Source organism: Rhizobium sp. WYCCWR 11152, from assembly GCF_013087615.1.
Classification (GTDB): Bacteria; Pseudomonadota; Alphaproteobacteria; order Rhizobiales; family Rhizobiaceae; genus Rhizobium; species Rhizobium indicum.
Map to the genome: position 1 here is coordinate 327329 of NZ_JABFCP010000003.1, position 18614 is coordinate 345942.

Below are 18614 nucleotides of genomic sequence, written 5' to 3' on the forward strand. Positions count from 1 at the left end.
TGGCCTCCGGACGGTGGGGGTACTAAATATGTTGCTGAGCCCAGAAGGGATGCCCATGTCCAGACGTCTCGAAGATGCGCGCATCCTCATGTACAGCCACGATACTTTCGGTCTCGGCCATCTGCGCCGCTGTCGCGCCATCGCCCATGCGCTGGTCGAGGATTATCGCGGCCTCAATATTCTGATCATTTCGGGTGCCACGATCGCCGGCGCCTTCGACTACCGCGCCCGTGTCGACTTCGTGAAGATCCCGAGCGTCATCAAGCTCCGCAACGGTGAATATACGTCGCTCGCCAGCCATATCGACCTGCACGAGACGCTGAAGATGCGCGAATCGAGCATTCGCCACACGGCCGAGACCTTCCAGCCCGATATCTTCATCGTCGACAAGGAACCGATGGGACTGAAGGGCGAGGTCGAGGATACGCTTGCCTATCTCAAGGCCCGCGGCACCGTTCTGGTGCTCGGCCTGCGCGAGATCATGGACGCGCCGCATCTGCTCGAGGCCGAGTGGAAGAAAAACAGCATCATGCAGAAGATCGACCAGTATTACGACAGCGTCTGGGTCTACGGTCCGCCGGAATTCTACGATCCGCTGATCGGCCTTGACGTGCCGCAAAGCCTGCGCCGGAAGATGGATTTCGTCGGCTTCCTGCAACGCAGCGTCTCCAGGGGCAAGACGTCGATCAACGCCCGCAAGGATAATTACATCCTCGTCACCACAGGCGGCGGCGGCGACGGCTCCGATCTCGTCCACGACGTCATGAACGCCTACGAGGCCGATCCGACGCTGACGCAGAAGGCGCTCGTGGTGCTCGGGCCCTATATGCCGGCCGCCGAGCGCGCCAAGCTGGTGCAGAAGGGGGAAGCCATTCCCTATATCGAGGTGATCGAGTTCGACAATCACATGGAAGAGCTGATCGACAGCGCCACCGGCGTCGTCGCCATGGGTGGCTACAACACCTATTGCGAGATCCTCTCCTTCGACAAACCGGCCCTCATCGTGCCGCGTGTCAAGCCGCGCGAGGAACAGCTGCTGCGCGCCCAGCGGGCAAGCGAACTCGGCCTCGTCGACATGCTGCTGCCGGAACAGTCGGTCGACCCCACAATCATGGCCGAGGCGCTGAAGCGCCTGCCCTCCCGCCAGCCACCGTCGAAGAGCGGCGGCAATATGCGTCTCGAAGGACTGGACCATATCTCGCAGACCGTCGGCCGGTGGATCGACGGCCGCGGCAGCCACCTTTCCCTCGTCGGCGCGGAATAGGGCACAGCCTTGCCGCCACGCCGCAAGATCCTCGTCGTGCTGAAAGGCTATCCCCGCCTTTCGGAAACCTTCATCGCCCAGGAGCTGCTCGGCCTCGAAAAGGCCGGCTTCGACCTGACGCTGATTTCGATGCGCCGGCCGACCGACAAGAAGCGCCATCCTGTGCATGACGAGATCCGGGCGCGTGTCGTCTATCTGCCGGAATATCTGCACGAGGAGCCGATCCGCGTGCTGAAGGGCCTCATCGCTGGTTTCTCCAAACCCGGCTTCAAGGCGCTGATGAAACGCTTCCTCGCCGACCTCAAGCGCGACATCTCCCGCAACCGCTTCCGCCGTCTCGGCCAGGCGCTGGTGCTGGGCCGCGAATGGCCGGACGAGGGTGAATGGCTGCATGCGCATTTCATCCACACGCCGGCCTCGGTGACGGAATATGCAAGCATCCTCACGGACACGCCCTGGACCTGCTCGGCGCACGCCAAGGACATTTGGACGTCGCCCGACTGGGAGCTGAACGAGAAACTCGGCAGCGCCCGCTGGACCGTCACCTGCACCAGGATGGGCTACGACCATATGCGGACGCTGACGTCACGCAGGGAGGCCGTGCACTTGAGTTACCACGGTCTCGATCTCGCCCGCTTCGGCCATTTTGCCGGCGAGCGTTCGGACCGCACCGGCAGCGACCCCGACGATCCGGCCTTCATCCTCAGCGTCGGCCGCGCCGTCGAGAAGAAGGGTTACGACGTGCTGCTGCACGCGCTGGCGCTGTTGCCCCCCGACCTTCACTGGCGCATGGACCATATCGGCGGCGGCGAGGAGCTTGCGAAACTGAAGGCGCTGGCCACCGAACTCGGCATTTCCGGCCGCATCGTCTGGAAGGGCGCCATGGCGCAGGAAGACGTGCTCGATCATTACCGCCGCGCCGACCTCTTCGCGCTTGCCTGCCGCATCGCCGCCAACGGCGACCGCGACGGCCTGCCGAACGTCCTGGTCGAAGCCTCGAGCCAGCGGCTCGTCTGCCTCTCGACCGACGTGTCCGGCGTGCCGGAGCTCCTGAAGAACGGTGAAAACGGCCTCGTCGTGCCGCCGGAGGACCCGGCACTGCTGGCCAGCGCGCTGCAGGCGGCGATCCGCGACCCGGCGCTGCGCAAGCGCCTCGGCGACGCCGCCGAAAGCCAGGTGCGCGAATATTTCGACTATCACTCCAGCATCAGACAGCTCACCGGCCTGTTCGAGGCCGAATGGCAGAAGGCGTCATGACGGCACCGCGTATTTTCTTCTATGTCCAGCATCTGCTCGGCATCGGCCACATAGCCCGCGCCAGCCGCATCGCCAATGCCTTGGTCAAGGACGGTTTTGACGTGACTGTCGTGACCGGCGGCCTGCCGGTGCCGGGCTTTCCCGGCGAAGGCGTGAAGACCGTAGCCTTGCCGGCGGTCGTCGCCAACAATGCCGGTTTCTCCGGCCTCGCCGATGCCGATGGCCGGCCGGCCGGCGAGGATTTCCTCCATGCCCGCCGCCAGCTGCTACTCGATGCCTTCCATGCCGCAAGGCCGGATGTCGTCATCACCGAAGCCTTCCCCTTCGGCCGGCGACAGATGCGCTTCGAACTGCTGCCTTTGCTCGAGGCCATCGACAAGGCCGAACCGCGGCCGAAACTCATAAGCTCGGTGCGCGACATCCTGCAGGAAAACCGCAAGGCCGGCCGCGACGCGGAGACCGTCACGCTGGTCAAGGACCATTTCGATGCCGTGCTCGTCCACGGCGATCCCGGTTTCGTCAGGCTCGAGGACACCTTCCCGCTGACGTCAGAGATCGCCGACAGGCTGCGCTATACCGGCCTCGTCGCAGCCCCGCCGGCGCCGGAACCCGCCGAAACATTCGACATCATCGCATCGGCGGGCGGTGGCGCGGTCGGCGCCGCGTTGATCGGAGCGGCCAAAGAGGCGGCAACGCTGCTACCGGACAATCTTCGCTGGCTGCTGGTCGCCGGCCCGAACCTGCCGGAGGCCGATTTCGCCGCGCTGTCTGAGGACGCGGCCCCGAATGTGACGCTGGTGCGTTTCCGCAGGGATTTTCCCTCGCTGCTGCGCGGCGCCAAGGTGTCGATCTCGCAGGCAGGCTACAACACGGTCGGCGATCTCTTGCGCACCGAATGCCGGGCGATCCTCATCCCCTTCGTCGCCGGCGGCGAGACCGAGCAGACGGTGCGCGCCGAACGGCTGCAGGCGCTCGGCCTCGCCGATATCCTGCCGGAAAACGGACTGACGGCGGGCCATGTGAAAGAGGCGGTCGAAAAGGCACTCGCCGCACAGCCACGGGGGCCGGTCTTGCTCGACCTCGACGGGGCGGAGAAAACCGCCCTCATCATTCGCTCCATGATTGCCGAATCCCTCGCCTAATCCAAAATTCCTGTGATATAAGCAATGTTCCGGCGAGAATCGGCATTTTTGCAGCCGGTCGCTTCGCCTTGTTTTCATTGCGATATCGGCGGTCCGGCTGCATGATCCTGTTCTCAAAATTCCTTCCCGTCCCGGCGCCCGGATCGCGCCCCCGGAATTTCCCAGCAAGCTGACGGTTAGCCATGGAAAAAAGCCTCGCCCGCTACATCTGGAAGAACACGCGGCTGCAGCAGCTGTGGATTCTGGCTGTCGTCGCCGCATCGATGGTGCCCTACTTCCTGTCCTTCGACCTGCCGAAGCAGATCGTCAACGGACCGATCCAGGGTGACGGCTTCGAAGGTCCGGGCGCGACGCAGACCTTCATGCATATTGCCTACGACCTGCCGCTGATCGGCCATGTCGAGTTCTTTCAAGGGTTGCAGCTCAACCGTTTCCAGATGCTGATGGCCCTCAGCCTGGTGTTTCTGGCGCTGGTGGTGCTGAACGGCCTCTTCAAGTTTTACATCAACACCTATAAGGGCCGGCTCGGCGAGCGCATGCTGCGCCGTATCCGCTTCGAGCTGATCGACCGGGTGCTGCGCTTTCCGCCCATTCACTTCAAGCGGGTGAAATCGGCCGAAATCGCCACCATGATCAAGGACGAGGTGGAGCCGATGGGCGGCTTCACCGGTGATGCCTTCGTCTCCCCTGCCCTTCTCGGCGGCCAGGCGATCACGGCGCTCGCCTTCATCATCGTCCAGAATTTCTGGCTCGGTATGATCGCCGCCGGCATCGTCGGTGTGCAGGCGATCGTCATTCCCCGCATGCGCAAGCGCCTGCTGGATCTCGGCCGCCAGCGGCAGCTGACGGCCCGCGAGCTCTCCGGCCGGGTCGGCGAAATCGTCGAGGGCATCGGCACGATCCACGGCAACGACACATCCAACCTCGAACGCGCCGACATCGCCTCGCGGCTCGGCCGCATCTTCTCGATCCGCTACGACCTTTACCAGTGGAAGTTCCTGGTGAAGTTCATCAACAACTTCCTCGCCCAGGTCACGCCCTTCCTGTTCTATGCGATCGGCGGCTACCTGGCGCTGCAGGGCCGGCTCGACATCGGACAGCTCGTCGCCGTCATATCAGCCTACAAGGACCTGCCCGGCCCGCTGAAGGAACTGATCGACTGGGACCAGATGCGCCAGGACGTGCAGGTGAAGTACCAGCAGGTCTACGAGCAGTTCAATGTCGAGCCGCTGATCGACAGCCGCATCCAGGAACTCGCAACCGCCCCGGTCGGCGCGCTGACGGGCGCGTTCGTCGTCACCAACCTGTCGCTCTCCGACGACAGCGGCGCCCGCCTCGTCGACCACGTCTCCGTCGAGATCAAGCCGAACGAGACGGTGGCGATCGTCGGGCCGAACGGCAGCGGCGCGGAAGCCTTCGCCGAAGCGCTCGGCCGCATGGTCTGGCCGGACTCCGGCCGCATCACCATCGACGGCCGCGATCTCCTCGACATGCCGGAATCGATCACCGGCCGTCGGATCTCCTATGCCTCGTCCGACACCTTCTTCTTCCACGGCACGCTCGCCAGCAATCTGCTCTACGGCCTGAAACATGCGCCGATGACCGATCCGGTTTACGACGAGCGGGAAGCGCTGGAGTATAAATGGCATTCCGCCGAGGCGGAGAAGGCCGGCAATCCGACGCTCGACCTCAACAGCGACTGGGTGGACTACAAGGCCGCCGGCGCCAGCGGGCCCGAGGACATTCTGAAAGCGATCCGCCCGGTGCTCGACGCCGTCCTGATCTCGCAGGACATCCTCGATCTGGCGCTGCGCTCGACCGTCAACACTGACGTGCATGTGGCGCTCGGCGACCATGTCGTGGCGCTACGCGCCTCGCTTAGGGACCGGCTGCGCGACGAGGGGCTCGACACGATCGTCGTGCCTTTCGATTTCGATGCCTATAACGGCCAGGCGACGGTCGGCGAGAACCTGCTCTTCGGCACGATGAAGCGGCCGTTGATGACCAACCGCAGGCTTGCCGCGCATCCCTATTTCCAGCAGCTCTTCCGTGAGACAGGCCTCAGCACCGATCTCTACGCCATGGGCCTCGAGATCGCCGAGAATGCGGTGGAACTCTTCCACGACCTGCCGCCGGACCATCCATTCTTCCAGCAGCTGACCTTCATGACGGCGGACGACATCCCGACCTATCAGGCGCTGCTGCAGAAGCTGCAAAGCCGCCGCTTCGAGGACGCCACGCCAGAGGAACGTTCGGCCATCATCCGGCTGAGTTTCGCCTATATCGAGCCGCGCCATCGCTTCGGCTTGCTGACCGACGAGCTCATGGACAAGATCGTCAGCGCCCGCAAGCAGTTCCACGAGCATATTCCGGCCGATCTCGCCGAGCTGATCGAGCGCTACGACGCCGAGCGTTTCACCCCGTCGGCAAGCCTGATGGACAATGTGCTCTTCGGCCGTATCGCCTATCAGCAGGCCGACGCCTCCGACCGCATCCGCGGCATCATGGGCGAACTCTTCGATGCGCTCGATCTTTATGACGACGTGCTGTCGATCGGTCTCGAATTCGACGTCGGCTCCGGCGGCAAGCGACTGACCATGGTGCAGCGGCAGAAGCTGAACCTGGCCCGCGCGCTGTTGAAGCGCTCGGACTATTTCATCTTCAATCGGCCGCTGTCGGCGCTTGACCAGCGCCTTCAGGATCAGATCACCCGCAACATCATCGAAGGCCTGCACGAAGAAGGGCATCGGCCGGCGATCATCTGGGTGCTCTCCAATGCCCGGCTGGCAGAGATGTTCGACCGCATCCTGCTCTTCGACCGCGGCGGATTGGCGGAAGCCGGAAACTATCCGGAACTTTCCGAGAAAAACGGGATGTTCAAGGAACTGTTATCGTAATATTCTATAGGGGCGGCGATGGTGGGTGTTCCCGATGGGGAACGCCTCGGAGTTTGAAGATGCCTGGTCCTGCGGACCCTGCGTCAGGGGATTGAAACGCTCATGCTGTTGAGAGACGAAGTCGAAATGCTGCGAAGGGTGCCGATCTTTTCAAGGATCGCGCCAGCAAAGCTCAAGCTTTTAGCCTTTACCTCCGATCGCATGACCTACAAGGCCGGGCAGAACCTCTTTCATCAGGGCGATGTCGGTGATGCCGCCTATGTCATCCTCTCGGGTACCGCCGATATCGTCGTCGACTCGCCGGCGGGCGAGATCAAGGTCGCCGACGTCGAACCCAATTCCATCGTCGGCGAAATCGCCATCCTCTGCGATGTCTCGCGCACGGCAACGGTGCGCGCCACCTCGCCGCTCGAAGTGCTGCGCATCAGCAAGGAACACTTTCTGAAGCTGCTCAGCGATTTCCCCGAGATGGCCGTGGAAATCATGCGGGTGCTGGCCGACCGCCTGAACCATACCACGGCGGAACTGACCGCGGCCCGGGCGGCGAAACAACCGCAGATGGCGCAGTAGGATTCAGCTATAGGATTTGGGTGGCCAAACGATCCTCACTTGGCCTCATCCTTGAGCAAGGCAAGCAACTCGGCACGCTCGCGCGCCATCTCTCCCTTAATGACTTCATGCGGGATCCAGACAGCGTTCGGATCATTGGCTTCCCGGATTGCTTCCTCGACCCGTTCGAGAAACCATCCCTCGTATGCCGCCGCCTCGTGAGTTCGCCGCAAAGCCTCTGCACGATCCGGTCCCACTTCTCTCCCGGGCATGGCTTCCTCGCAAAGTCCTATTCGCGCTGCTCCAGCGCCCTGCTGAAGGCAAGTGCTGCCAGCGTGCAGACAGCGCCGGAAAGCAGGTAGTAGCCGACGAAGGTCAGGCCGAAGCGGCTGGAAAGGCTGAGCGCCACCAGTGGCGCGAAACCCGCGCCGATCAACCAGGCCAGATCCGAGGTGAAGGCGGCACCCGTGTAGCGGTAGCCGCGGCCGAAGCGGGACGAGATCGAGCCGGTCGCCTGGCCGAAGGAAAGGCCGAGCACGCCGAAGCCGATGATGACGAAAGCGTCATGGCCGCTGTTGCCGGATGCGATCAGGCTCGGCCCGATAAAGCTGAAGACAGCGATGATGACGGCGCAGATGGCAAGCTGGGCGCGCCGGCCGATACGGTCGGCGATCAGGCCCGAGGCGATGATCGTGAGGATGCCGACTGCGGCGCCGATCACCTGCACCACCATGAAGGCGCCGATCGGCTGGTTGCCATAGAGGCTCATCCAGCCGAGCGGGAAGATGGTGACGAGGTGGAACATGGCAAAACTCGCGAGCGGCACGAAGGCGCCGATCAGGATGTCGCGGCCATGAACGCGCAGCACGTCAAGGATGGGGGCTGCTTCCAGCTCGTGCTGCTCCAGCAGCGTGCCGAACTCCTTGGTCATCACGAGACGCAACCGCGCAAACAGCGCCACGACGTTGATCGCGAAGGCGACGAAGAAGGGATAACGCCAGCCCCAGGAGAGGAAATCCTCACTGGAAAGATTGGCGACGAAATAGCCGAACAGGGTACTGGCCAGCGCAAAACCGATCGGCGCTCCGAGCTGCGGGATCATCGCATACCAGCCGCGGTGCTTGGCCGGCGCGTTGAGCGCGAGCAGCGAGGCAAGGCCGTCCCAGGCGCCGCCAAGCGCGAAGCCCTGGCCAAGACGGAAGAGCGCCAGCAATGCGATCGACCACACGCCGATCTCGTTGTAACCCGGCAGGAAGGCGATCGAGGCCGTGGAGCCGCCGAGCAGGAAAAGCGCGATCGTCAGCTTGGTGCCGCGCCCATACAGCCGGTCGATCGTCATGAAGACGACGGAGCCGACGGGGCGGGCCAGGAAGGCAAGCGAGAAGATGGCGAAGGAATAGAGCGTTCCCGTCAGCCTGTCCGGCGCGAAGGGGAAGACCAGCTGTGGAAAGACCAGAACCGAGGCAAGGCCATAGACGAAGAAATCGAAGAATTCCGACATGCGGCCGATCACCACGCCGATGGCGATACTACCCGGCGAAACCGGCTTGTCGTCATGAATGCGCCGCGCGTCGCGTTCCAGCGACGACGATGACGGTCCGTAATGCGATGTTGTAGCCATGAAACGCCTCCCTCGATGAAGCGCTTTCGCCAAGGCGCCTCAGCCTGATCTTGATCAAACCCGCAGGCTTATCAAGTCCGTAAGACGTAAATAGTTCATCATCACGGCTCAAAATGAGGCCTGGGCGGAAAAAATAGCGTGATTGGCCCGGCGATTTTTCCCGGGAGACGCTGGCTTGGCCGCCTCTTGCGGATATATTGATTTGAAACAGCGCTGGCCAAAGAATCCTTCTTGAATTCATCAGGATTCCAAAGCTGTAGTGCACCATGATTTGTGCCGCAGTGCGGCATGATTGCTGCACTGCGACCAAACACCTCATGTCGCTATCCGGTTCAGTGCGTTAGTCGCGGAACGAACGAAACAACAAGAGCTTAGAGACGTGCTAAAACTGGTGAAGTTTTCCCGCCTTCTATCCGTCTTGCCGCTGCTTTTCCTGGCAGGATGCAACATGGTGGTCATGGCGCCCTCCGGCGACATCGCCGCGCAACAGCGCGATCTCATCGTCATCTCGACGGTGCTGATGCTTTTGATCATCATCCCGGTGATCTTCCTGACGCTGTTCTTCGCCTGGCGCTACCGCCGCTCCAATACGGCTGCCACCTATGCGCCGGAATGGCACCATTCGACCCGCCTCGAAATCGTGATCTGGGCAGCACCGCTTGCGATCATCATCGCGCTTGGCGCCGTCACCTGGATTTCCACCCATAAGCTCGATCCCTACCGCCCGCTCGACCGCCTCGATGCGGAGCGCGCCATTCCGGCCAATACCAAGCCGCTGATCGTCGAGGTGGTGGCGCTCGACTGGAAGTGGCTGTTCTTCTATCCCGAACTCGGCATCGCCACCGTCAACGAACTCGCTGCCCCGGTCGACGTGCCGATCAATTTCAAGATCACCGCCTCCTCGGTGATGAACTCCTTCTATATCCCGGCGCTAGCCGGCCAGATCTATGCGATGCCCGGCATGGAGACGAAGCTGCACGCCGTGATCAACAAGCAAGGCGAATATGAGGGCTTCTCCGCCAATTACAGCGGAAGCGGCTTCTCGCACATGCGCTTCAAGTTCCACGGCCTCGACCAGGCGGGCTTCGACGCCTGGGCGGCGCAGGTCAAGCAGCAGGGCACGATGCTCAACCGCGACGCCTATCTCAAGCTCGAGAAGCCGAGCGAGAAGGAGCCGGTGCGTTATTATGCCGGCGCCGATGCCGACCTTTACAACGCCATCCTCAACATGTGCGCCACGCCCGGCAAGATGTGCATGAACGAGATGATGCACATCGACATGATGGGCGGCGGCGGCAAGGAAAGTGCCGAGAACCGCGAAAAGCTGCAATATGACAACCGTTATGCCGACGAAGGCATCGTGGCGCCCGCCGCCACCGTGCCGGCGACAGGGGCTCCGGCGCGAAGCGAGCCCGCCGAGCGTACCGACGGCAACACCATGCAGCACGACATGCCCGGAACTGACATGCAACATCAGGGTCATTCCATGCCTGGCATGAGCAATGGCGCCGATCCGGCGCCGGCGCAGCTCAACAACAACAATTAACCTGGCGCTTTGCGTCGCAAGACATAATGAACGGGTTGTTCCATGTTTTCCAATCCAGACCTCCTGAAGTTCGTCTTCGGCCGGTTGACCCTCGATGCCATCCCTTATCACGAGCCGATCCTGGTCGTGACCTTCATCGGCGTCGTCATCGGCGCCATCGCGTTGCTCGGCATCATCACCTATTTCAAGTTCTGGGCCCCGCTCTGGCGGGACTGGATCTGCAGCGTCGATCACAAGAAGATCGGCATCATGTATGTGATCCTGGCCGTCATCATGCTGTTGCGCGGCTTCTCCGACGCGATCCTGATGCGCATCCAGCAGGCGATCGCCTTCAACGGTTCGGAGGGCTACCTGCCGCCGCACCATTACGACCAGATCTTCACCGCTCACGGCGTCATCATGATCTTCTTCGTGGCGATGCCCTTCGTCACCGGTTTGATGAACTTCGTGGTGCCGTTGCAGATCGGCGCGCGCGACGTCTCCTTCCCCTTCCTCAACAACTTCTCTTTCTGGATGACCACCGCCGGCGCGATCATCATCATGCTGTCGCTGTTCATCGGCGAATTCGCCCAGACCGGCTGGCTCGCCTACCCGCCGCTGTCGGGCGCGGCCTACAGTCCGGGCGTCGGCGTCGACTATTATATCTGGGGCCTGCAGGTGGCCGGTGTGGGAACGACGCTTTCGGGCATCAACCTGATCGCCACCATCGTCAAGATGCGTGCGCCGGGCATGACCTTCATGAAGATGCCGGTCTTCACCTGGACGGCGCTTTGCACCAACGTGCTGATCGTCGCCTCATTCCCGATCCTGACGGCAACGCTCGCCCTGTTGTCGCTCGACCGCTATGCCGGCACGAACTTCTTTACCAACGACCTCGGCGGCAATCCGATGATGTACATCAACCTCATCTGGATCTGGGGTCATCCGGAGGTCTACATCCTCGTGCTGCCGGCCTTCGGCATCTTCTCGGAAGTCGTCGCCACCTTCTCCGGCAAACGCCTGTTCGGCTACGCCTCGATGGTCTACGCGACCTGCGTGATCATGATCCTGTCCTACATCGTCTGGCTGCACCACTTCTTCACCATGGGCTCAGGCGCCAGCGTCAACTCCTTCTTCGGCATCACCACGATGATCATCTCGATCCCGACGGGGGCGAAGATGTTCAACTGGCTCTTCACCATGTATCGCGGCCGCATCCGCTATGAGGTGCCGATGCTGTGGACGGTAGGCTTCATGGTGACCTTCGTCATCGGCGGCATGACCGGCGTCATGCTTGCCGTGCCGCCTGCCGACTTCGTGCTGCACAATTCGCTGTTCCTCATCGCTCACTTTCACAACGTCATCATCGGCGGCGTTCTCTTCGGCATGTTCGCCGGCGTGAACTACTGGTTCCCGAAGGCGTTCGGCTTCAAGCTCGATCCCTTCTGGGGCAAGGTGAGCTTCTGGTTCTGGCAGATCGGCTTCTGGTTCGCCTTCATGCCGCTCTACGTGCTGGGTCTGATGGGCGTCACCCGCCGCATGAGCCAGTTCGAGGACCCGTCGATACAGATCTGGTTCATCATCGCCGCTTTCGGCGTCGGCCTGATTGCGCTTGGCATTGCCGCCTTCCTGATCCAGATCGTCGTCAGCTTCATGAGGCGCGAGGAATTGCGCGACGACAGCGGCGATCCCTGGGATGGCCGTACGCTGGAATGGTCGACCTCCTCGCCGCCGCCGGAATACAACTTCGCCTTGACGCCTGTCGTGCACGATCATGACGGCTGGTACGACATGAAGAACCGCGGTTACGCGCGTCCGCTGGAAGGTTTCCGGCCGATCCACATGCCGAAGAACACTGGCACCGGCGCGATCCTGTCGGGCATCAGTATCGCACTCGCCTTCGGCCTGATCTGGTACATGTGGTGGCTGGTCGTCGTCTCCTTCGTCGCCATGCTGGCTGTGGCGATCGGCCATACCTTCAACTACAGACGTGACTTCTACATCCCCGCCGAAGAGGTAACCGAAACGGAAGGCAAGCGCACCGCGCTGCTTGCCGAGCAGGTGTAAGAGACCATGAGCGATCACACCATCGACACGGCCGAAAAGCCTGAATTCTACCTGACGGAAGATCATCATCCGGAGAACAGCACCAATCTCGGTTTCTGGCTGTACCTGATGAGCGACTGCCTGATCTTCGCGGTGCTGTTTGCAACGCATGGCGTGCTCGGCCGCAATTATGCCGCCGGCCCGTCACCGGCCGATCTCTTCGATCTACCGATCGTTGCCCTCAACACCTCGATGCTGCTCTTCTCCTCGATCACCTACGGCTTCGCGATGCTGCAGATGGAGCGGAACGCAAAGGCGGAAACGCTGTTCTGGCTTGGTGTGACCGGCCTGTTCGGCGCGGCTTTCATCGGGCTCGAGCTCTACGAGTTCATCCACCTGATCCATGAAGGCGCCGGGCCGACGCGCAGCGCCTTCCTCTCCTCCTTCTTCACCCTGGTCGGCACGCACGGTCTGCACGTCACCTTCGGCATCATCTGGCTGATCACGCTGATGGTGCAGGTATCGATGCATGGGCTGATCGAGGCCAACCGCCGCCGCCTGATGTGCCTTTCGATGTTCTGGCACTTCCTCGACGTCGTCTGGATCGGCGTCTTTTCCTTCGTCTATCTGTTGGGAGTTCTCGGATGAGTTCGCAAGCACCTGCACATGAGGACGCCCACGAGGCTCATCACGGCCACAGCCACGGCCATCAGGCCGGCCATGGCACGTTCCGCAGCTACATGACGGGCTTCGTGCTCTCCGTCATCCTGACCGCCATTCCCTTCTGGCTGGTCATGTCAGGCGTCTTCGCCAGCCCGACGCTGACGGCGGTTCTGGTGATGGGCCTGGGTGCAATCCAGATCGTCGTCCACATGGTCTTCTTCCTGCACATGAATACCAGGAGCGAGGGCGGCTGGACGATCATGGCGCTGATCTTCACCCTCATCATCGTCGCCATCGCGCTCTCCGGTTCGCTCTGGGTCATGCATCATCTCAACACCAACATGATGCCGATGAGCCCCGAGATGATGAAGAACATGCCGTGACGGTCACGAAGGGGCGGCGGCAGCGTCATCCGCAGGCTCCCTCGGAAAAATCGGAAAGACGGCATTATCAGGTCAAACGCGCGATCTTCGCCGGCTGCCTGGTGCTGCTTGCCGCGGCACTTTCCGCACTCGGCACCTGGCAGGTCGAGCGGTTGGCTTGGAAACGCGACCTCATCGCCCGCGTCGACCAGCGTGTGCATGCGTCACCCGTGCCGGCCCCGGCGCGCGCCGACTGGGACCAGGTCAATGCCACTGATGACGAATATCGGCGGGTGACCGCGGCCGGGATGCTGGCCAACGACAAGGAAACGCTGGTCTATGCCTCAACCGCGCTGGGACCGGGATATTGGGTGTTGGCGCCGCTGACGCTTGCCGACGGGACATCAATCCTCATCAATCGTGGTTTCGTGCCGACCGACCGGCGCGACCCGGCCTCGCGCCGCGAGGGTGAACTATCCGGCCGGGTCGAGATCACCGGGCTGATGCGGATGACGGAGCCGAAGGGATCGCTGCTGCAATCCAATGACGTCGCCGCCGACCGCTGGTATTCGCGCGATGTCGCAGCGATCGCGCAAAAGCGCGGCATCGGTGCGATCGCGCCCTATTTCATCGACGCCGATGCGGCTGCCAATCCGGGAGGCCTGCCTGTCGGCGGCCTGACCGTCATCGCTTTCCCCAACAACCATCTCGTCTACGCGATCACCTGGTACGCCCTGGCGGCAATGGTGCTGGCATTGCTGGTGTTCATTCTTCGCGGTGAGAGGGATAGCCGACGCCGCTTATGAAGCGATCCGGCTGATCGCCTCGGCGAGCTGCGCCTGCGAGAAGGGTTTGCCCAGGCGGGGCAGATCGACGATGCCTGCCCCTTCGGGGATTTCGGCGTAACCGGTTGCGAGGATGATCGGCATATCAGGCCATTCGTCGCGGATCGCCTGGGCGAGCTGCGCGCCCGTCATGCGCGGCATGGCATGGTCGCAAATCACCAGATCGACCTGCTGCTTGCGCAGGATGTCGAGCGCCTCGGAACCCGCCATCGCCTCGAATACGGTATGGCCGAGATCCTCGAGCATCAGTGTCGTATTCATCAGCACCAGACCATCGTCATCGACGGCGACGATGCGCAGCCGACGCGGCGCGTTTTCCTCGCGTTGCGGCAGGTCTGCAGCTACCGCGGTCACCTGCTCGGCAATGACGACCGGGAACCACAATTCGGCCGTCGTGCCTTGGCCAAGGCTGCTCTTCAGGATGAGGCGGCCGCCGGACTGGGACGCAAGGCCCTGAACCATGGAAAGGCCGAGACCGGTGCCTTTGCCGATACCCTTGGTGGTGAAGAACGGCGTGATTGCTTGCTCCACCGTCTTTGCATCCATGCCTTCGCCTTCATCGACCACCGCGATGCGCACATAGCGGCCGGGCGGCAGCGGACTCTTGCCTGACGGCACCGATTCCTCGGAAGCGCGAAGCGCGATCCGGCCGCCGGATGGCATCGCATCGCGGGCGTTGACGACGAGGTTCAGGATCGCCATCTCCAGCTGGTTCGGATCGGTCATGATCGTCGGCAGCCTGACGGGGAACGAGGTCTCGATCACGGTGAGCGGGCCGAGCGAACGGCTCAGAATATCCATCATGCCACGGACCAGTCCGGAGACGTCGATCGGCTCCATGTGCAGTTCCTGCCGGCGGGAAAAGGCCAGCATTCGCTGCGTCAACGCCGCGCCTCGCTGGGCACCCTGCATGGCATTATCAACAAGCGATGTCAGCGAGAGATCCTGCGGCATGCGTTTCTTCAGGATTTCGAGACTGCCGAGGACAGCCATCAAAAGATTGTTGAAATCATGGGCGATACCGCCGGTCAATTGACCGATCGCCTCCATCTTCTGCGACTGGAAGAGCTCTTCGCGCGCCTGCTCCAGTGCCCGCTGGGTCTCCATCTTCTCGGTGATATCGCGGGTGATCTTCGCGAAACCGAGCACATCGCCGTCGTCGCCCCGAATGACGTCGATGACGATGCTGGCCCAAAAACGGGTGCCGTCCTTGCGGACGCGCCAGCCTTCCTTTTCGAACCGGCCCTCGGCGCGCGCAATGCCGAGCGCGGTCTCCGGCACGCCGGCTTCGCGGTCCTCGGGGGTATAGAAGGTCGAGAAATGCCGGCCGATGATTTCTTGCGGTCGATAGCCCTTGATACGCTCGGCGCCGAAATTCCAACTGCTGACATGGCCGTGGGGATCGAGCATGTAGATCGCATAGTCCGAGACGCCCTGAACGAGCCGGCGGAACTGTTCCTCGCTCTGGCGGATAGTCTGTTCAGCTGCTCTGCGTTCGGTCAGGTCGCGGGTGATCTTGGCATAGCCGATGAGCTCGCCGGAGGGACGACGGATCGGATCGATGATCACATGCGCCCAGAAGCGGCTTCCATCCTTGCGCTGGCGCCAGCCTTCCCCCTCGAACCGGCCCTGCTCCGCCGCCGTGGCGAGCGCGCGCGCCGGCATTCCCGCAGCGCGGTCCTCTTCCAGATAGAAACGGGAAAAATGCTCGCCGAGAATTTCAGAAGGCTTGTAACCTTTAAAGCGCTGGGCGCCAGTATTCCAGCTGGTGACGATGCCTTCGGGGCTCAGCATATAGATAGCGTAGTCGGTGATGGCATCGACCAGAAGGCGAAAGCGTCCCTCTTCGTCAAGAGACGTGTCATGTCGATTCAGCACTTCCATCGGCCCCTCGGATTCACCAGCGCTTTATAACGCAGCAGGGGGCGGATGGTTCCGAAACGGCCCGAATTTCAGACGGCCTTGACCTGCGGGTAGAACCTCTCACTGATCCGCTCGGCAGCGGCATAGGCCTGCGAGACGATCTCCGGCACGAGATCGATATCGGGCAGGCTTCCGAGACCGAGCGGGCCGACTGCAAAGAGCCCGGCGACCGTCGAACCATCCTCCAGGAAGGGCTCACCGCGCGCATTGACCGCGAGCCCGAGCGAAAGCTCGTCCGGCATGGCGAGGCCGGCGGAAAGCAAGCTCTGCATCAAGGGTGCTGAAAGATCAGGCGCCTGGCAGCGGCAATCGAAGATGCGCTCGGCATGGATGACTTCCTCGGCAGCGGAACCGGCCGGTGTGAAGAACAGGCCGCTCAAGCCCCGGCGGCCGGCCCGGCCGCGGCGCAGCACCGTGCGGCCTTCGGCGAGTTCGCGTCCCAGGCGCAGGTGCATGGCTTCCGGCAGGCGGTTGCGATGGCTGTCATAGATCGCCCTGAGATGGCGGTTGAACTGATGCTTGTCGCGCGCCGGCAGCGAGCGCCAGAGCGAGCGGGCATGTTTTCTGAGGCCGTTCATCACCGATTGCCAGCTTCGTCCCGCTTCCTCGGCCTCGCGACAGGCTTCACGGATGAAGCGGACGATCTCCGGCAGGCTCTGGGGCAGCGCTTCGGCGGGGAAGACCGGATCGGCGGAATTCGGCGTATGGCTCTGGGGCAGGAAGCCGCGCCGGGAAATGATCGTCACCTGGCCGGCATAACCGGAATCGCGCAGCTGCAGCAGCTGGTCGACGACGCGGATGCCGCTGCCGAGCAGCACCGCATGCGGCCGCGCAACGAGGCGCTGGGCCCGGACCGGCGAAGCGTCCTCACCGCCGGCATCCGGCGCGGTCAGGCCGTAGCCGGTGGCGAGGATGACGGTATCGAACAGCGGATTGGCGGGATTGGCGCTTTCGAGCAGGAAGCGGTTGCCGTGGCTCCTGCGGATCGCCACCACCGGATCGTTGCAGACCTGGACGGTGATGTCCCTGCGCGCGGCGAGCGCCTCCGAAAAGCGCTGATAGACATAATCGCTGAAGATCTCCTTCGGCACGAAGATCTGCCGAAATCCGGGGATGGCGGCCGGCACGGCGGCGCGGAAGGCGGCATTGCTGCAGAGCCAGTCGTTGAAATCGTCGTTGTCGCCGACCGAAACCGAGAGATCGCGGACGCGGGTGTTGAGGATCGTCGAGGAACGGACTGAGGCCAGCGCCTGCCCACCGCTGACCGACGAATTCGGATCGAACAGCTGCAGGTGGAAGGGCGCGCGCACCGTCTTCATCAGCGCGATAGCCGTCATCATGCCGGAAAAGCCGCGCCCGACGATCGCAATGCGCGGTACGGCTGATATCTGCGCCGCCGCATTGGCTCTGGCGGAAAAGAGTCCCTGAACCGTCATCACAACTCCTTTGCGGCTTCATCCGCACCGTGGGTCGATCGAGGTTTCAACGCATAAAACAGCGGTTCACGCGTTGATGAGGTTCATGCGGCCATTCAAAACACCTGCCGCGGCATCCGGGTCCGAACCAGCGGCCCCGCAAGAGAACTAGGTGAGCAATCACGCTCATCCATAGTCTATCAAACTAGTAGTGTATGAAAGCGCTAAATGGCGCAGGTGGCAAGAGGTTTGTTGTTAAATCACTTCAAGATATTGAAATATATTAGAATTTAGAACTCTCCTGTGGGAAGTCTGGCGAGTTTTGCACCCCGAACTGCGAACTGATCGTTGCAAATGTCAGATCGCCAGCGACCTCAGCGGCCCTCGCCCGGATATTGTTTTGCCTTCAGCAGGCCCGCAAGATGCGCCGTGTTGCGCGCCAGCATGTCGACGGCTTTCGTCACGACCTTCGGCACCTTGTCGAGATCGACGAAATTGGTGGAACCCATCGCCTCGCCAACCCAATAGGCGACCGCATTCGCCGGAATGGTGAAGCCGACGTCGTTCAGCGCCTGAAAGAGCTCGGCCGATACATGATGGGCGCCGTCCTCATTGCCCACGACGGCAACAGCCGCGACCCTGCCATAGGAAACCATACGGCCATTTTCGTCCGTTTCCTCGAGGAAGGCGTCCATGCGCTCCAGCGCCCGCTTGCAGACACTGGACGGCTGGCCGAGCCAGATCGGCGTCGCCATCAGCAGGATATCGGCGGAGAGCACCTTGGCGCGGATATCAGGCCAATCATCGCCGGGGCCTTCGTCGGAGGTTACGCCCGGCTTGACGTTGAAATCGGCAAGGCGGAGCACTTCGGTCACAACGCCGTGTGCGGACATTGCCTTGTCGATAAGACCGATCATCCGGTCGGTCGAGGACGCCTCCTTGGCGTCGCTGCTCTTCAGCGTGGCGTTGAGGGCGAGGGCTTTCAGCGGCATGGGTCTCTCCGGCACCGGTCGGCGGTTGGCATTCGCCTGCTGCAACCCCTTCGCCCACAGATTGTTCCCGCCGGGATGCGAGGAGACCTCACGTAAAAATAACCAACTGGTGA

14 protein-coding genes and 1 pseudogene are annotated in these 18614 nt (G+C 62.3%); 10 read left to right on the forward strand and 5 right to left on the reverse strand.

The window, feature by feature from the left end; genetic code table 11:
* Window positions 1-55: 55 nt before the first annotated feature.
* The 5 genes from G9X67_RS04000 to G9X67_RS04020 all read left to right on the forward strand — a co-directional run bounded on the left by G9X67_RS04000 (window position 56) and on the right by G9X67_RS04020 (window position 7130).
* Complete coding sequence (locus G9X67_RS04000; RefSeq protein ID WP_138389790.1) at window positions 56-1264, forward strand: glycosyltransferase family protein; 1209 nt, start codon at window positions 56-58, stop codon at window positions 1262-1264.
* Window positions 1265-1273: 9 nt separating this feature from the next.
* Entirely contained in the window at window positions 1274-2521 is a 1248-nt protein-coding gene (locus tag G9X67_RS04005; RefSeq protein ID WP_171598144.1) for a glycosyltransferase, read from the forward strand.
* Window positions 2518-3663, forward strand: a complete 1146-nt coding sequence (locus G9X67_RS04010; RefSeq protein ID WP_246705357.1) for a glycosyltransferase — start codon at window positions 2518-2520, stop codon at window positions 3661-3663. The genes G9X67_RS04005 and G9X67_RS04010 overlap by 4 nt, the downstream gene beginning before the upstream one ends.
* 182 nt (window positions 3664-3845) lie before the next feature.
* Window positions 3846-6560 carry an ABC transporter transmembrane domain-containing protein gene (locus tag G9X67_RS04015; protein ID WP_138331567.1) on the forward strand — a complete coding sequence of 905 codons (2715 nt, stop codon included), beginning with the start codon at window positions 3846-3848 and terminating at the stop codon, window positions 6558-6560.
* 102 nt (window positions 6561-6662) lie between these two features.
* Complete coding sequence (locus G9X67_RS04020) at window positions 6663-7130, forward strand: cyclic nucleotide-binding domain-containing protein (protein ID WP_029872144.1); 468 nt, start codon at window positions 6663-6665, stop codon at window positions 7128-7130.
* 35 nt (window positions 7131-7165) lie between these two features.
* On the opposite strand, the pseudogene G9X67_RS04025 reads toward G9X67_RS04020, so the two are convergent.
* Window positions 7166-7360: pseudogene (locus G9X67_RS04025) on the reverse strand (hypothetical protein); the annotation flags it as partial.
* Window positions 7361-7398: 38 nt separating this feature from the next.
* The gene (locus G9X67_RS04030) at window positions 7399-8730 is read right to left on the reverse strand and encodes an MFS transporter (RefSeq protein WP_138389793.1); all 1332 of its coding nucleotides are present in this window, start codon (window positions 8728-8730) and stop codon (window positions 7399-7401) included.
* 379 nt (window positions 8731-9109) lie between these two features.
* On the opposite strand from G9X67_RS04030, the gene cyoA reads away from it, so the two are divergent.
* The 5 genes from cyoA to G9X67_RS04055 are packed head-to-tail and all read left to right on the forward strand — an operon-like array spanning window position 9110 to window position 14132.
* Complete coding sequence (gene cyoA, locus G9X67_RS04035) at window positions 9110-10276, forward strand: ubiquinol oxidase subunit II (protein ID WP_171598146.1); 1167 nt, start codon at window positions 9110-9112, stop codon at window positions 10274-10276.
* Window positions 10277-10318: 42 nt separating this feature from the next.
* Window positions 10319-12322 (forward strand): cytochrome o ubiquinol oxidase subunit I, encoded by a 2004-nt coding sequence (gene cyoB / locus G9X67_RS04040; RefSeq protein ID WP_171598147.1) that lies wholly within the window; start codon window positions 10319-10321, stop codon window positions 12320-12322.
* Between the two features lie 6 nt (window positions 12323-12328).
* Window positions 12329-12949: a cytochrome o ubiquinol oxidase subunit III gene (cyoC, locus tag G9X67_RS04045; RefSeq protein ID WP_028756183.1), complete on the forward strand. Its 621-nt coding sequence runs from the start codon at window positions 12329-12331 to the stop codon at window positions 12947-12949.
* The gene (cyoD, locus tag G9X67_RS04050) at window positions 12946-13347 is read left to right on the forward strand and encodes a cytochrome o ubiquinol oxidase subunit IV (RefSeq protein ID WP_129419331.1); all 402 of its coding nucleotides are present in this window, start codon (window positions 12946-12948) and stop codon (window positions 13345-13347) included. Before cyoC ends, cyoD begins: the two co-directional genes overlap by 4 nt.
* Entirely contained in the window at window positions 13344-14132 is a 789-nt protein-coding gene (locus G9X67_RS04055; RefSeq protein WP_171598148.1) for an SURF1 family protein, read from the forward strand. The genes cyoD and G9X67_RS04055 overlap by 4 nt, the downstream gene beginning before the upstream one ends.
* Here G9X67_RS04055 and G9X67_RS04060 read toward each other — a convergent pair.
* The 3 genes from G9X67_RS04060 to G9X67_RS04070 form a co-directional block, all read right to left on the reverse strand.
* Window positions 14127-16055 (reverse strand): PAS domain-containing sensor histidine kinase, encoded by a 1929-nt coding sequence (locus G9X67_RS04060; RefSeq protein WP_171598149.1) that lies wholly within the window; start codon window positions 16053-16055, stop codon window positions 14127-14129. The genes G9X67_RS04055 and G9X67_RS04060 overlap by 6 nt on opposite strands.
* A 68-nt stretch (window positions 16056-16123) precedes the next feature.
* Window positions 16124-17530 (reverse strand): FAD/NAD(P)-binding protein, encoded by a 1407-nt coding sequence (locus G9X67_RS04065; RefSeq protein WP_171598150.1) that lies wholly within the window; start codon window positions 17528-17530, stop codon window positions 16124-16126.
* Between the two features lie 353 nt (window positions 17531-17883).
* Window positions 17884-18501, reverse strand: coding sequence for an NAD(P)H-dependent oxidoreductase (locus tag G9X67_RS04070; RefSeq protein ID WP_171598151.1), 618 nt, complete (start codon window positions 18499-18501; stop codon window positions 17884-17886).
* Between the last annotated feature and the right edge of the window lie 113 nt (window positions 18502-18614).